Raw genomic sequence first — 15251 nt, 5'->3', positions numbered from 1 at the left:
GCAGCATTCAAAGTTCGCCTCGGATGAGCCCGGGTTTAAACCGGATTTATTGTAGGGTTTATTTGTGAGCGCACGCCGGTTGTGCCGCTCAGTATAACGGTCTACACTGATCCGTGAATGTAGAAACACTCGTTCCGGAGAGCAGAAAAATTGGAAAAAAAGCGTCCAAAATATCTTGATTTGACAGAAATCAGGCAACCGCTACCGGCTGTGGTTTCGCTGCTGCACCGCGTAAGTGGCGCACTGTTATTCTTTCCGGGCATCCCTCTCCTCCTTTGCAGCTTTGACATGTTACTGAATTCTCCACAAGACTACGCCCGAGTTGAATCTCTGCTGACCAGCCCGCTATTCAAGGCTGTCTTAATGCTTTCGTTGTGGTTCTTCCTGCACCACTTCTTTGCCGGCATCCGTTTTCTCGCACTGGACATGCATTATGGCGGCACGCTGGAACAGGCGCGTTTAAGCAGCAAGATAGTGTTGGCCGCGGGGATTATTCTCACGCTGCTGATCTCGGTAGTGATATGGTGAGGCGTATCGTCACCGGCGCGCATTATGGCCTGCGGGATTGGCTGGCGCAACGCGTCACAGCGGTGGTGATGGCGGTCTTCGTTCTTTTATTGGTGGCAATGCTGCTGATTTCTCCGCCTCACGACTATGCTTCATGGAAAGCAATATTCAGCGAGCGGTGGATGCGCATTGCCTCCTTCCTGTTTCTTGTCAGTCTGTTCTGGCACGCCTGGATCGGGATGCGCAATATCCTGATGGATTACGTTCACGCTACCGGCATTCGTCTGGCATTACAGATATTGGTCATACTGTCCCTGCTGTTTTATACCATTTGGGCTGTGGAAATTCTATGGGCGGTGGAGCTGGTGTGATAGCCAGAAGAAAATTCGATGCCGTGATTGTCGGCGCCGGCGGCGCGGGGATGCGTGCCGCACTGCAATTGTCGGAGGCGGGGCTTAAAGTGGCGGTGTTGTCCAAGGTGTTTCCCACCCGTTCCCATACAGTCGCCGCACAGGGCGGGATTGCCGCGGCGCTGGGCAATGTCACCGAGGATAACTGGCACTGGCACATGTACGATACAGTGAAAGGCTCCGATTATCTCGGCGACCAGGATGCCATTGAATTCATGTGCCGCCAGGCGAGCGAAGTCGTGTACGAGTTGGAACATTTCGGGATGCCTTTCGATCGTCTCGAGAACGGGAAAATTTACCAGCGCCCTTTCGGGGGCCAATCGCAAAACTTTGGCGGCGCACAGGCGACACGCTCATGCGCCGCAGCCGACCGTACCGGCCACGCCATGCTGCACACACTATATCAGCGTAATGTGCGTGCCAATACCCAGTTTTTCATTGAATGGATGGGGCTGGATCTGATTCGCGACGAAGACGGCGATGTATCCGGCATTACGGCGCTGGATATGGAAACCGGCGAAGTCATGGTGCTGCAGGCAAGGGCTACACTGTTCGCCACCGGCGGTGGCGCCCGCATATTCAGCGCCAGCACCAATGCATTCATCAATACCGGCGATGGACTCGGCATGGCGGCACGCGGCGGCATTCCTCTGGAGGATATGGAGTTCTGGCAATTCCATCCCACAGGAGTGTATGGAGTCGGGGTACTGATCAGCGAGGCGGTGCGCGGCGAAGGCGGCTATCTGCTCAACAAGGATGGTGAACGCTTCATGGAACGCTACGCTCCCCACGCCAAGGATCTGGCGAGCCGCGATGTTGTATCACGTGCCCTGACGACGGAAATCAAGGAGGGACGAGGCTGCGGCAGGGATGCCGATCATCTGCTGCTGAAACTGGACCATCTTGGTGCGGATGTGATCAAAATGCGGTTACCGGGCATTCGTGAAATCGCCATGAAGTTTGCGCATGCAGACCCGATCCATGAGCCGATTCCGGTGGCACCCACCGCGCATTACATGATGGGCGGAATTCCGACCAATTTTTATGGGCAGGTAGTTGCGCCTTACAAAACAGGGCCTGAGGAAGTGGTGCAAGGCTTCTACGCTGTAGGCGAGTGCGCCTGCGTTTCAGTGCACGGCGGCAATCGCCTGGGCACCAATTCGCTGCTCGACATACTTGTGTTCGGGCGGGCTGCCGGCAACCAGATAATCGAGGATTTAAAAAAGAACACGCATCACAAGCCGTTACCGGCGGATTCCATCGACAAGGCACTCGCGCGGCTAACCCGCCTGGACGGTCAGAAGAGTGGCGAGAGTGTCGCGCAAGTCGGCGATACGCTCCGCAAAACCATGCAGATGCATTGTGGCGTATTCCGTTTCGCCGACATGCTCAAGCAGGGCGTGGTAAAAGTCGACGAATTAGCGGAACGTGCCAAGCACACCGAGATCAGGGACAAGAGCAGAGTCTTCAATACCGCCCGGGTGGAAGCCCTGGAACTGGACAACCTGGTGGAAGTAGCAGTGGCTACCATGATATCGGCCGAGGCGCGCACTGAAAGCCGTGGAGCCCATGCGCGCGACGATTTCCCAAAGCGGGATGACGACAAGTGGCTCAAGCATACTTTGTATTTCAGCGAAGGCCGTCGGCTGGATTACAAGCCGGTCCGGTTAAAACCGTTGACAGTGGAATCGTTTCCCCCCAAGGCAAGAACATATTAACAAAAACCAGTCATTACGGATGAGCGGAGTTCGATAGAAATGCGAAGTTCCAGTGATATCGTATTGTTTGTCAACTGCGTCGAACAAAAACGTTGACGCGGTATTTGTTCGAAACAAGAAAACACTTTTCATTTGGCGCTTGAGGAAACGCGTATGCGAGGGAAATAAAATGAAAACCATAGAGCCATGCGTTCTGGTTATCTTCGGAGCAGGGGGAAACTTGTCGCGGCGTAAACTAATCCCCGCACTGTTCCGGCTTGAAGTCGCCAGGCGTTTACCGGAAACAATGGCAATTCTCGCTTGCAGCCTGGAACTGTGGAGCAACGAGCAGTGGATCGCAGAGGTAACGGATATGCTGCGGTCCAAATTTCCCGATGGGCTCGACGAGCAGGCGTTCGAGCGCTTTTGTGCCCGGTTGCATTACCATCCCAATCCTCCTGGCGACGGTGACGCATATCTAAAATTACAAAAAGTACTGGAAGAAACTCCCGAATTTTCCCCCAATGTCGTGTTTTACATGGCGGTGCGTCCATCGGAGTTTCCGGCAATCATCGACAAGCTCGGGGTGATAGGCCTCCTCAAGCAGAAAAAAGGCTGGTGCCGCGTGGTAATCGAGAAACCTTTCGGCTACGACTTGTTAAGCGCGCAGACCTTGCAAGGAAGCTTGTACCGGCATCTGGACGAACCCCAGATTTACCGCATCGACCATTATCTCGGTAAAGGCACGGTACAGAACGTAATGGTGTTCCGCTTCGCCAATATATTGCTGGAACCCCTGTGGAATAACCACTATATCGATCATGTGCAGATTACCCATTCTGAAACCCTGGGTATCGAGGGGCGCGCTGATTATTACGAGGGAGCCGGTGCGCTGCGCGACATGATCCAGAGCCACTTGTTGCAACTGCTTGCCCTGGTAGCAATGGAACCGCCGGTAACATTATCCGCCGAGCACTTGCGGGACGAGAAAGTAAAGGTACTGAAAGCGATACGGCCGATCACGCAGAACTCCGTGCATGCCCACGCTTTTCGCGGGCAATATACCAGCGGCATCATCGGCGGCAAGTCCGTTCCGGGATATCTGGACGAACCGGGCGTAGCCCCTGACAGCGCCACCGAAACTTATGCTGCGCTAAAGCTGTTTATCGATAACTGGCGCTGGGCCGGCGTCCCCTTCTATTTACGGACTGGCAAACGTATGGCGGAAAACAGTTCGGCAATTTGCATCCGCTTCAAAAATCCGCCGCAGGATTTGCTGCGCCATACCTATCGCGAGTCATCGCACCCGAATTGGATCATGCTGGGCATTCAGCCCAATGACTGTCTGAAGATGGAAATTCAGGTCAAAGTTCCGGGGCTGGACCTGCATACCCGTTCCATCAGCCTGGATGCCACTTATCGCAAAAGCAGCGAGGCCGACTACGACGCTTACGAAGGCTTGCTGCTGGATGTGATGCAAGGCGATCATTCGCTGTTTCTGCGTATTGATGAAGTGGAATGGGCATGGCGCGCGGTGGATCCCATTATCAAGGTATGGGCGATGGAGCGCGATTTTATTAATGGCTACCACGCCGGCAGCTGGGGGCCGCGCGGCACTTATCGGCTATTCGACAGTGACGATCAGTTCTGGCGTCATTCCCTGGATCCGGAAGGGGCGGATTTGCAGGCTTTTTGATATCGCCTATTTTTGCCGGATTTTGGTTGGAAGACCTCGCAAATTTAACTGGAGATAAACAATGCTCAGACTTTTAAAAGAATCCGATTTTACGCATAAGAAATTCGGCTTCGACGCGGATTCAATCAAGCAATCTCTCTCCAACTGTTTGATCTACTCGGTGGGAAAAGACACCATCACCGCTACCGATCGCGACAGGTTCTTCGCCGCAGCTTATGTGGTGCGCGACCGTTTGATCGACCGGTGGATGGAAACCATGCGCAGCTACTATATCAACGATGCAAAACGGGTTTACTACTTTTCCCTGGAATTCCTGATGGGTCGCACGCTGATGAACAGCGTGCACAACCTTGGCTTTGACCAGCAATTCCGCCAGGCATTTAATGAACTGGGAATCAACCTGGAAGATGTGCGTGAAATAGAGCCCGACGCGGCGCTCGGGAATGGAGGTCTGGGAAGGCTTGCCGCCTGCTTCCTTGATTCCATGGCGACGCTCAATCTGCCCGGCTACGGCTATGGCATCCGCTATGAATATGGCATGTTTGCGCAGCGCATCGAAGACGGCAGGCAAATCGAGCATCCTGATAACTGGTTGCGTTATGGCAATCCATGGGAATTTCCCCGTCCGGAAGTGTTGCACCAGGTTAAATTTCATGGCCGCGTGGTTCAGTATGAAGACGAGCACGGCGTAGCGCGTTACCACTGGGTAGATACCGATGACGTGATGGCCATGGCCTTTGACACCCCCATTCCAGGTTGTGATACCAATACCGTCAACAACATGCGCTTATGGGCGGCCAAGGCAACGCGGGATTTCGAGTTGCGCTATTTTAACGAGGGCAATTACGTCAAGGCGGTGGAGGATAAGAACGCGTCCGAAGACCTTTCCAAGGTGCTCTATCCCGATGACAGCACGGCAATGGGACGCGAGTTGCGTCTGAAGCAGCAATACTTCTTCGTGTGCGCTTCGCTGCACGACGTTCTTTATCGTTATAGCAAGCATCAAAATAATTTTGATGCGTTGCCCGACAAAGTCGCTATCCAGCTGAACGATACGCATCCCGCCATCGGTATTGCGGAATTGATGCGTGTGCTGGTGGATGTGCACCATCACGACTGGGAGAAAGCGTGGGACATCACGACCCGCACCTTCGCTTATACCAACCACACCCTGATGCCCGAGGCGCTTGAAACATGGGCGGTCACTCTGTTTGAGAATGTCCTGCCGCGGCATCTGCAAATTATTTACGAAATCAACCGCAGGTTTTTGAAGGACGTGATGCACCGATATCCCGGCGATACCGGAATATTGCGCCGTATGTCCATCATCGACGAGGAGGGCGAAAGACGAATCCGCATGGCGCACTTGGCCATCGTCGGCAGCCACAAGGTGAACGGGGTTGCGCAAATTCACACCGAACTGATGAAGCAAACCATATTCGCGGACTTCGACCGTTTTTATCCCGGCAAGATCATTAATATAACCAATGGCATTACTCCGCGCCGCTGGCTGAACCAAGCCAATGCGCGCCTGGCAAAACTTATTTCCTCACGCATAGGCTCCGGCTGGGTCAAGGACTTGAATCAGTTGCAGCGCTTGGTCCCGCTTGCCATGGATGCTTCCTTTTGCGAGGAGTTCGCTGCCGTGAAGCGCGCCAACAAGAGACATTTTGCCGACATATTGAAGCAAAACCTCAACGTGGACGTCAACGTGGATTCCCTGTTCGACGTTCAGATCAAACGCATCCACGAATACAAACGCCAATTGCTCAATGTGCTGCATGTGGTAACGCTGTATAACCGCATCCGTCTTCATCCCGATGCCGACGGCGTGCCGCGCACCGTAATTTTTGGCGGCAAGGCAGCGCCGGGCTATGTCAAGGCCAAGCTCATCATCAAGCTTATTAATGATATCGCCGATATCGTAAATAATGACCCAAAGGCAGCAGGTCGGCTAAAAGTCGTGTTCATGCCTAATTATGATGTCTCGACCGCTGAAGAGATGATCCCGGCTGCGGACCTCTCCGAACAGATTTCCACAGCGGGTACGGAAGCTTCCGGTACAGGAAACATGAAACTGGCCTTGAATGGCGCGTTGACCATTGGCACTGCGGATGGCGCCAATATCGAGATTCGCAGCGAGGTCGGGGAAGACAATATTTTTATATTCGGTCTCGATGCGGCGGGTGTCGCGAAGATGAAGGCGAACGGCTATCGACCGTGGGACATCTACTCTGCCAACACCGAATTGCGGACCGTGCTCGATATGATCGGCTCAGGCTTTTTCTCGCCGGATGAACCGGACCGCTTCAAGTCTATTATCGATTCGCTTTTACATCAGGGCGATGAATACCTGCTGCTGGCGGATTACGCCTCCTATATCGCCTGCCAGAAAGAGGTTGAGCTCGCTTATCTGGATCAGGAGCGATGGGTGCGCAAGGCAATCCTGAATGTTGCCCATATGGGTAAATTTTCCAGTGACCGTACTGTCATACAATATGCCGACCAGATTTGGGACGCGAAGCCGGTGGTACCTGTCGAGCAGTGATTGCCTGGCCGGTTCCAAATATTCCAGCAGCGAGTTTGGCAGCGATTTTATTGCAGCTTTCGCAGGGCTTTTTCAAGAATTACCTGGTGCTGAATTAGGACAATCTCGACATTCCTGGTAAATGCCCGCTAACCGAGGTATCAGACATGAAGTTCTCTATTTACCGCTTCGATCCCGACAAGGACGAAAAGCCTTACATGCAGGACTACGATATCGACCTGGAGCCAGCTGACAAAATGCTGCTGGATGCGCTGGTGCGTATCAAGTCTATTGATGATAGCTTGAGCCTGCGCCGCTCCTGCCGGGAAGGGGTATGCGGATCGGACGGGATGAACATCAACGGCCGCAATGGATTGGCGTGTATCACACCGGTCTCTGCCCTGAGAGAACCGGTGGAATTGCGCCCCCTGCCGGGGCTGCCGGTAATTCGCGACCTGATTGTGGACATGACGCAATTCTTCACTCAATACCACTCGATCAAACCTTATCTCATTAACAACGATCCCCCGCCGGAAACCGAGCGGCTGCAATCCCCTGAAGAAAGGGCGGAACTGGATGGGCTGTATGAATGTATTCTATGTGCATGCTGTTCCACGGCGTGCCCCTCATTCTGGTGGAATCCGGATAAGTTTGTCGGTCCCGCTGGATTGTTGCAGGCATACCGTTTCCTAGCCGACAGCCGTGACCAGGCTACCGCCGAGCGGCTGGATAACCTGGAAGACCCGTATCGGCTGTTCCGCTGCCATTCCATCATGAATTGCGTAGATGTGTGTCCCAAGGGGTTGAATCCAACTCGCGCTATTGGCAAGATCAAGGACATGATGGTGAAAAGAACAGTATGAGGCACATATGAAGGAACTGGAGCGCGCCCGCTGGCGTTGCCGGCGTGGTTTGCTGGAGCTTGATATCGTGCTGCAACGTTTCATGGATGTACATTACGTTCAGCTGGACGAAACAGGGCTGCGGCAATTTGATACATTGCTGAATCTTCCCGATAATGACTTGTGGGAAATGATCGCGCTGAGAAAAGAAGTGGAGGATAGCAACCTTCAGCCCGTACTGTATCTTTTGCAAACAATTTAATTCCCTCGTAGTTTTATCGGGGGGGAAGAAATAATAGGGACAAATATGGAAAAAAAACATACGGCGACTCTCAATCTCGATAACCGCCAGCCGCTTGAATTTCCCATCATGTCCGGCAGCATGGGACCGGATGTGGTGGATATTCGTACTTTGCATGCCAAGAGCGGGATGTTTACTTACGACCCCGGTTTTCTTTCCACCGCCAGCAGTAGTTCCAAAATAACTTTCATAGACGGCGACAAGGGCATCCTGCTTTATCGCGGCTATCCAATCGAACAACTGGCCAAGCGATGCGATTTCATGGAGGTATGTTATTTGCTGATGAATGGGGAGCTGCCTACCAGAAATCAAAAGGCCTCGTTCGACAAAACCATCAAGGAGCACACCATGGTTCATGAGCAACTGGCGCGCTTCTTCACCGGTTTTCGCCGTGATGCCCATCCCATGGCGGTGATGGTTGGCGTAGTCGGTGCCTTATCGGCGTTTTATCACGATGCGATGGACATTTCCGATGCCTCGCACCGCGAACTGTCTGCTTTCCGCCTGATAGCGAAATTACCGACCATCACCGCAATGACATATAAATACAATATCGGACAGCCTTTCGTCTACCCGCGCAACTGCCTGAATTATGCGGAGAACTTCATGCACATGATGTTCGCCACTCCCACCGAGGAATATAAACCCAACTCGGTATTGGCGCGGGCGTTGGACCGCATCCTGATTCTGCATGCCGACCACGAGCAGAATGCTTCCACTTCCACCGTCCGCCTTGCTGGCTCCAGCGGCGCAAATCCGTTTGCCTGCATTTCCGCCGGAATTGCCTGCTTATGGGGGCCAGCGCATGGCGGCGCAAACGAAGCCTGCTTGAACATGCTGGAGGAAATTGGTGACGACTCGCGTATCGGGGAATATATCGACCGCGCTAAAGACAAGAACGACAGCTTCAGACTGGTGGGCTTCGGCCATCGTGTGTACAAGAATTTTGATCCGCGTGCAAAATTGATGCGCGAAACCTGCCATGAGGTGTTGAGCGAACTGGGGTTGCATGACGACCGTTTGTTCAAGCTGGCGCTGAAGCTGGAGAAAATCGCACTGGAAGACGAATATTTCATCTCCAGGAAACTCTATCCCAATGTCGATTTCTACTCCGGCATTGTCCAGCGTGCTTTGGGAATTCCGATCTCGATGTTCACCGCCATATTCACGATGGCTCGCACTGTAGGCTGGATTGCGCAGTGGAGCGAAATGATTTCCGATCCCGAGTATAAAATAGGACGTCCGCGTCAGCTCTATACGGGCGCTGTCACCAGGGATGTCGTGCCAATTGCATTACGTAAATAATTCGGCTTTGCCAAACAACGGGGTTTTAACCATATGAAGCAGCTGTTCGAGGACTCTTTACTGTTCGTCGCAAATGCGCCGTTCATCGAAGAGCTTTACGAGAATTATCTGCAAAATCCCGCATCGGTTGCAGTGGAGTGGCGCGGATATTTTGATAAATTGCCAACGCAGGGACAAGCCTCCCACGATGTGCCGCATCGCCCCGTAATAGAATCGTTCATTCGTCTCGCAAAAGAGCATCCACGCCGGGACGGTCAGGATGTTGTCCAGGAAACCGTGCGGGAAAGGGGTGATCTCGTAACAGAGCGCAAACAGATATCGGTACTGCAGTTAATCAATGCCTACCGTTTTCTCGGCGTTCGTCATGCCAGTCTCGACCCTCTCAAACATCAGGAAAAACCGTACGTTCCGGAACTCAATCCATCCCACTACGGGTTAACCGAGTCGGATATGAACACCGTATTCGGCACCGGTTCCCTGATCGGTCCAGCCCGTGCATCGCTGCGGGAGATTTTGCGGACGCTGCAGCAAACGTACTGCGGCAGTATTGGCGTGGAGTATATGTACATTGCCGATACCGAGCAAAAACGCTGGATACAGAACCGCATCGAAGGCCCGCGTGCGCAGCCCGATTACTCGGCCGAATACAAACGCCATATTCTGGAGCGTCTCAATGCGGCGGAAGGCCTGGAAAAATATCTGCATACCCGCTATGTCGGGCAGAAACGCTTCTCCGGTGAAGGCGGCGAAAGCCTGATACCGCTATTGGATAATCTGCTGCAGCGCGCCGGCCAGATGGGCGTCCAGCAGATGATTATCGGCATGGCGCACCGCGGGCGGCTTAATGTGCTGGTCAATACTCTGGGGAAGGTGCCGGCCGACCTGTTCCAGGAATTCGAAGGCAAGCATGCACAGGAACTCACTGAAGGCGATGTCAAATATCATCAGGGATTTTCCTCGGCCGTATCCACTCCCGGCGGAGTCATGCGCCTGACACTGGCATTCAATCCTTCACATCTGGAAATTGTCGACCCCGTGGTGCAGGGCTCGGTGCGCGCCCGTCAACACCGCCTGCAAGACAGGGAGGGCAACCTGGTGCTGCCTGTACTGCTGCATGGCGACGCCGCGTATTCAGCCCAGGGCGTCGTGATGGAAACGCTCAATTTGTCGCAAACGCGCGGATATGGTACGGGCGGCACGGTGCATATCATTATCAATAATCAGATTGGGTTCACCACCTCCGACCCGCGGGACACCCGTTCCACGCTGTATTGTACCGACGTGTCGAAAATGATCGAAGCACCGATTTTTCATGTCAACGGTGACGATCCCGAAGCTGTCATCATGGTGACCGAAATCGCGCTTGATTTCCGGATGAGGTTTCATAAGGACGTGGTCGTGGATATGGTCTGTTTCCGCACCCTCGGTCACAATGAACAGGATGAGCCCATGGTGACGCAGCCGCTGATGTACAAGATCATTGGCCGGCATCCGGGTACACGCAAGCTCTACGCCGATAAACTGGAAACCGAGGGTATCGTCAGCGCCGGTCAGGCTGAACAGATGGTAAAGGCCTATCGCGATGATATGGACGCAGGCCGCAATCCTAACAAAACCATACTGTATGGCTACAAATCGTCCCATGCGGTGGATTGGGCTCCCTTCCTCAAGGGCGGCAAATGGGATGTCAAGGTTAAAACCGGGCTGCAGCTGGCGGAACTACGGAATCTGGCGGCACGTCTCACCGATATTCCCGCCAAATTCAAATTGCATTCACGCGTGGAAAAGATTATTGCCGACCGTCGCCTGATGGGCGAAGGCAAGCTGCCGCTGGATTGGGGGATGGCCGAAAATCTTGCCTACGCGGCGCTTCTGAACGAGGGTTTTGCCGTACGCATTTCAGGGCAGGATTCAGGACGGGGAACGTTCTTTCATCGCCATGCCGTGCTTCACGACCAGAACCGGGAACGGTGGAACGAAGGCACATATATTCCCCTGCGCCACATTTCGCCGGAGCAGCCAGATTTCGCGATAATCGATTCCGTATTGTCGGAAGAAGCGGTGTTGGGTTTCGAATACGGCTATGCTACCGCCGAACCGGACGAACTGGTGGTTTGGGAAGCACAGTTCGGCGATTTCGCCAATGGCGCCCAAGTGGTGATAGATCAGTTCATCGCTTCCGGAGAGGCCAAGTGGGGGCGGCTGTGCGGCCTGGTTATGATGCTTCCCCACGGCTACGAAGGGCAAGGACCGGAGCACTCTTCAGCACGACTGGAGCGTTATCTTCAACTATGCGCGGAATACAATCTCCAGGTATGTGTTCCGTCCACACCCGCACAGATGTTTCATATACTGCGACGGCAAATGGTGCGGCCGCTGCGCAAGCCGTTGATCATCATGAGTCCGAAGAGCATGTTGCGTCACAAGGAATCGGTATCCAGCCTTGCGGATCTCGCCGATGGCGGTTTTCAGAACGTGATTCCCGAAACCGAAAAAATTGATCCAAAAAAAGTGCGGCGCGTCATTGCATGCAGCGGCAAGGTTTATTATGACCTGCTCGCTTACCGGCGGGAAAACAAGATAGACGATGTAGCGATCATCCGTATCGAGCAATTGTACCCATTTCCACATGATGATTTTCAGGCTGAAATCGAGCGCTATCCGCAAGCCGGAGATATACTCTGGTGCCAGGAGGAACCCGGCAACCAGGGGGCCTGGCACCGCATCCAGCACTATCTGCTGCGCCACATGCGTTCCGATCAAGTTCTGGGCTACGCGTTGCGTTCGTCGTCGGCATCCCCGGCGGTGGGATACCTGGCAAAACACAATTTCCAGCAGAAGGAATTGGTAGCGGCGGCGTTCCGCGAGAAAATTTAACCAGGAGGTTGCGCGTCATGCTAGTCGAAGTCAAAGTTCCGGTACTATCCGAATCGGTGGCGGAAGCCACGCTGCTTTCCTGGCACAAAAAAGAGGGCCAGCGTGTTGACCGCGACGAAAACCTGGTGGATATCGAGACGGATAAAGTCGTGCTGGAATTACCGGCGCCGGCAACAGGCATGCTGGCAAAAATCGTCAAGGGCAACGGGGCGACAGTTGCAGGCGGAGAAACCATCGCCACCATAGACACCGGGGCCGCAACCTCAACCGCGGCTGTTAGCCCGGCTGCGGGCGCGACCCCCTCGAATGCGGAGCCTGCTTCAGCACCGTCCAGTGGGGAACCTGCTTCAGCGCCACAGGGTGCGGAGCCTAGGTCGGCAGCCGCTTCAACCTCTGCGTCCGCTCCGGAAATGATGCCCGCCGCCCGTAAAATGGCGACACGAGCGAATCTCGATGCGGAAGAAATCGGCGCAATCAAAGGTAGCGGGCGCGGCGGCCGGATCACCAAAGAGGATGTCGCCGCGCATGTGGAAATCAAATCTCAACCCTCCCCTCCAACTCCGGAAGCTTCGGCAGCGGCTCCGGTAGAGGCGGTGGCTGCGCCCGGTGGTAATCGACCTGAACAACGCGTGGCCATGTCACGGTTACGGGCGCGCATTGCCGAGCGGCTTGTGCAGTCGCAGTCCACCGCGGCGATACTGACCACTTTCAACGAAGTCAATATGCAGGCGATAACCGACTTGCGCGCTCGCTACAAGGATAAGTTCGAGAAGGAGCATGGGGTCAAGCTCGGTCTCACCTCGTTTTTTGTCAAAGCGGCAGTGGCGGCACTGAAAAAATTTCCCATTGTCAACGCGTCGATAGATGGGAACGACATCGTCTACCATGGCTATTATGATATCGGCATTGCCGTAAGCAGCCCGCGCGGGTTGGTCGTTCCCATTATCCGGGACGCCGATTCCCTGTCGCTGGCCGAAATTGAAAAGCAGGTTGCTGATTTCGGCAAACGCGCGCAGGACGGAAAACTGACCATTGAAGAATTGACCGGTGGTACCTTCTCAATCACCAATGGCGGTGTATTCGGCTCGATGCTCTCCACTCCCATCATCAATCCGCCGCAAAGCGCCATCCTTGGTATCCACGCCACGAAGGAGCGTCCAGTGGCCGAGCACGGGCAGGTCGTGATTCGTCCGATGAATTACCTCGCGCTATCCTATGACCACCGAATCATAGACGGGCGCGAAGCGGTACTTTCTCTGGTGGCAATGAAAGAGGCGCTGGAATACCCGATAAGTCCTTTACTGGAAGCCTGACAGCATAAACAGTAAACTCGTCTTTGCAGCGCCCATTTTCATATTCCACTTTCTCACGCTTTTCTCATAAAAAAGAACATGACTCAATCTTTTGATGTGGCGGTAATCGGCGCGGGTCCAGGCGGCTATGTGGCCGCGATCCGTTGCGCACAGTTGGGGCTTAATACCGTTTGCATAGATGAATGGAAAAATCCGCAAGGCAGACCCAGCCTTGGCGGCACTTGCCTGAACGTGGGTTGCATCCCGTCAAAGGCGCTGCTGGAATCCTCGGAGAATTACGAGCGTGCTGCACACAAGTTCTCTGCGCATGGAATCACCGTGGAGGGGCTGTCGATCGATGTACCCGTAATGATATCCCGCAAGGATAAAATCGTCTCGAACTTTACCGGCGGCGTCGCCATGCTGTTCAAAAAAAATAAAGTCACTTCGATGCACGGGCGCGGAACGCTGCTCGGGAATAGCGAAGATGGTGACAGCGGCAACGACATGACATGGCGGGTCGAAGTGAAGAACGGAGATCAGACCGATACCGTCGAGGCAAAGCATATCATCATCGCCACAGGTTCAACTCCGCGCCAATTGCCATTCGCCCTGGTGGACAACGAGCGGATACTGGACAATACCGGCGCGCTGGCGCTAACGGAGGCGCCAAAGCGACTGGGTGTGATCGGCGGTGGCGTGATCGGTCTGGAAATGGGCAGCATGTGGCGGAGGCTCGGCTCGGAAGTCACTATTCTTGAGGCGCTACCCGGATTTCTCATGGCTGCCGATGAGCAAGTGGCGAAGGAAGCGCGAAAAATCTTCACCAGGGAATCAGGTCTGATAATACAAACCGGCGTCAAAATAAGCGGAGTTGAAACTGCCGGGACAAATATTACCCTGGAATATGCTGATGCCCAGGGGGGAACACAAAAACTGGAAGTGGACAAACTGATCGTCGCGGTTGGCCGTATTCCCAATACCGCTGGTCTGGGCGTCGAGAATGCCGGGCTGAGAATGGATAACCGAGGTTACATTGAAGTAGACAGCAGTTGCCGAACCAATCTGCCAAACGTCTATGCCGTGGGCGACGTGGTGCGGGGACCCATGCTCGCGCATAAGGCATCCGAGGAAGGCGTCGCAGTTGCCGAAACTATTGCGGGTCAGGCTGGACATGCAAATCTCGACACGATTCCATGGGTGATCTACACCTCGCCGGAAATTGCCTGGGTGGGCAAGACCGAGCAGGAATTGAAAGCGGCGGGCATTCAATATAAAGCGGGACAGTTTCCCTTCAGGGCAAACGGACGCGCGCGGGCCCTGGGCGAGACGGGCGGTTTCGTCAAAGTGCTGGCGGATGCAAGAACCGACCGCGTCCTCGGTATCCACATGATCGGCCCCTACGTTTCGGAAATGATTGCCGAAGCTGTTACGGCGATGGAATTCGCAGCCAGCAGTGAGGATATCGCACGCATCGTTCATGCTCACCCCTCGTTATCGGAAGCGCTGCATGAAGCGGCGCTGGGTGTGGATAAACGCGCGATTCATATATAGACCGAGGGCTGAGCCTGCATTCCTGCCGCCAGACACGGCCTTCCGCTGTCATCCCCGCAGTTGGCCGCTTTTATGGGGGGGCAACTTTCCGTCTCCGGCCATGCGATGGCACCCACTGCAATATCGCCAGATGTCTACTTCCTATCATCTAAGGGTTTCCCTTAGTATAAAACCAGGGTTTCCCCAATATACTGGTGGTATTGACTGAGTTAGGATAACGCTACTTTCATTCTATTTGCATTC

11 protein-coding genes are annotated in these 15251 nt (G+C 54.2%); all 11 read left to right on the top strand.

Annotated features, from left to right (window positions below; all coding sequences use genetic code 11):
* Positions 1-150 precede the first annotated feature (150 nt).
* The 11 genes from sdhC to lpdA all read left to right on the top strand — a co-directional run bounded on the left by sdhC (position 151) and on the right by lpdA (position 15008).
* The gene (sdhC, locus tag BLP45_RS10280; RefSeq protein ID WP_090372325.1) at positions 151-528 is read left to right on the top strand and encodes a succinate dehydrogenase, cytochrome b556 subunit; all 378 of its coding nucleotides are present in this window, start codon (positions 151-153) and stop codon (positions 526-528) included.
* Positions 522-878 (top strand): succinate dehydrogenase, hydrophobic membrane anchor protein, encoded by a 357-nt coding sequence (gene sdhD, locus BLP45_RS10275; RefSeq protein ID WP_090372324.1) that lies wholly within the window; start codon positions 522-524, stop codon positions 876-878. Before sdhC ends, sdhD begins: the two co-directional genes overlap by 7 nt.
* Positions 857-2635: a succinate dehydrogenase flavoprotein subunit gene (gene sdhA, locus BLP45_RS10270; RefSeq protein WP_090372322.1), complete on the top strand. Its 1779-nt coding sequence runs from the start codon at positions 857-859 to the stop codon at positions 2633-2635. The genes sdhD and sdhA overlap by 22 nt, the downstream gene beginning before the upstream one ends.
* A gap of 169 nt (positions 2636-2804) precedes the next feature.
* Complete coding sequence (gene zwf / locus BLP45_RS10265) at positions 2805-4310, top strand: glucose-6-phosphate dehydrogenase (protein WP_090372320.1); 1506 nt, start codon at positions 2805-2807, stop codon at positions 4308-4310.
* A 61-nt stretch (positions 4311-4371) separates the two neighbouring features.
* Positions 4372-6858, top strand: coding sequence for a glycogen/starch/alpha-glucan phosphorylase (locus BLP45_RS10260; RefSeq protein WP_090372319.1), 2487 nt, complete (start codon positions 4372-4374; stop codon positions 6856-6858).
* 146 nt (positions 6859-7004) lie between these two features.
* Positions 7005-7700 carry a succinate dehydrogenase iron-sulfur subunit gene (locus BLP45_RS10255; RefSeq protein ID WP_090372317.1) on the top strand — a complete coding sequence of 232 codons (696 nt, stop codon included), beginning with the start codon at positions 7005-7007 and terminating at the stop codon, positions 7698-7700.
* A gap of 7 nt (positions 7701-7707) precedes the next feature.
* A complete protein-coding gene (locus BLP45_RS10250; RefSeq protein ID WP_090372315.1) occupies positions 7708-7941 on the top strand; it encodes an FAD assembly factor SdhE in 234 nt (77 codons plus the stop codon).
* A gap of 45 nt (positions 7942-7986) precedes the next feature.
* Positions 7987-9285 (top strand): citrate synthase, encoded by a 1299-nt coding sequence (gene gltA, locus BLP45_RS10245; protein WP_090372313.1) that lies wholly within the window; start codon positions 7987-7989, stop codon positions 9283-9285.
* A 33-nt stretch (positions 9286-9318) separates the two neighbouring features.
* Entirely contained in the window at positions 9319-12162 is a 2844-nt protein-coding gene (locus BLP45_RS10240; protein ID WP_090372310.1) for a 2-oxoglutarate dehydrogenase E1 component, read from the top strand.
* Positions 12163-12179: 17 nt separating this feature from the next.
* The gene (gene odhB, locus BLP45_RS10235; protein ID WP_090372308.1) at positions 12180-13475 is read left to right on the top strand and encodes a 2-oxoglutarate dehydrogenase complex dihydrolipoyllysine-residue succinyltransferase; all 1296 of its coding nucleotides are present in this window, start codon (positions 12180-12182) and stop codon (positions 13473-13475) included.
* A gap of 78 nt (positions 13476-13553) precedes the next feature.
* Entirely contained in the window at positions 13554-15008 is a 1455-nt protein-coding gene (gene lpdA, locus BLP45_RS10230; protein ID WP_090372306.1) for a dihydrolipoyl dehydrogenase, read from the top strand.
* Positions 15009-15251 lie beyond the last annotated feature (243 nt).

Source organism: Nitrosospira sp. Nl5 (assembly GCF_900102495.1).
In the GTDB taxonomy this organism is placed as follows: domain Bacteria; phylum Pseudomonadota; class Gammaproteobacteria; order Burkholderiales; family Nitrosomonadaceae; genus Nitrosospira.
This window is presented reverse-complemented; position numbering and strand designations above follow the sequence as displayed.

Excerpts from the sequence above, each read along its gene's own strand:
- sdhD (WP_090372324.1), top strand. The coding sequence starts at position 522 with ATGGTGAGGCGTATCGTCACCGGCGCGCATTATGGCCTGCGGGATTGG.
- sdhA (WP_090372322.1), top strand. The coding sequence starts at position 857 with ATGGGCGGTGGAGCTGGTGTGATAGCCAGAAGAAAATTCGATGCCGTG.
- zwf (WP_090372320.1), top strand. The coding sequence starts at position 2,805 with ATGAAAACCATAGAGCCATGCGTTCTGGTTATCTTCGGAGCAGGGGGA.
- BLP45_RS10260 (WP_090372319.1), top strand. The coding sequence starts at position 4,372 with ATGCTCAGACTTTTAAAAGAATCCGATTTTACGCATAAGAAATTCGGC.
- BLP45_RS10255 (WP_090372317.1), top strand. The coding sequence starts at position 7,005 with ATGAAGTTCTCTATTTACCGCTTCGATCCCGACAAGGACGAAAAGCCT.
- BLP45_RS10250 (WP_090372315.1), top strand. The coding sequence starts at position 7,708 with ATGAAGGAACTGGAGCGCGCCCGCTGGCGTTGCCGGCGTGGTTTGCTG.
- gltA (WP_090372313.1), top strand. The coding sequence starts at position 7,987 with ATGGAAAAAAAACATACGGCGACTCTCAATCTCGATAACCGCCAGCCG.
- BLP45_RS10240 (WP_090372310.1), top strand. The coding sequence starts at position 9,319 with ATGAAGCAGCTGTTCGAGGACTCTTTACTGTTCGTCGCAAATGCGCCG.
- odhB (WP_090372308.1), top strand. The coding sequence starts at position 12,180 with ATGCTAGTCGAAGTCAAAGTTCCGGTACTATCCGAATCGGTGGCGGAA.
- lpdA (WP_090372306.1), top strand. The coding sequence starts at position 13,554 with ATGACTCAATCTTTTGATGTGGCGGTAATCGGCGCGGGTCCAGGCGGC.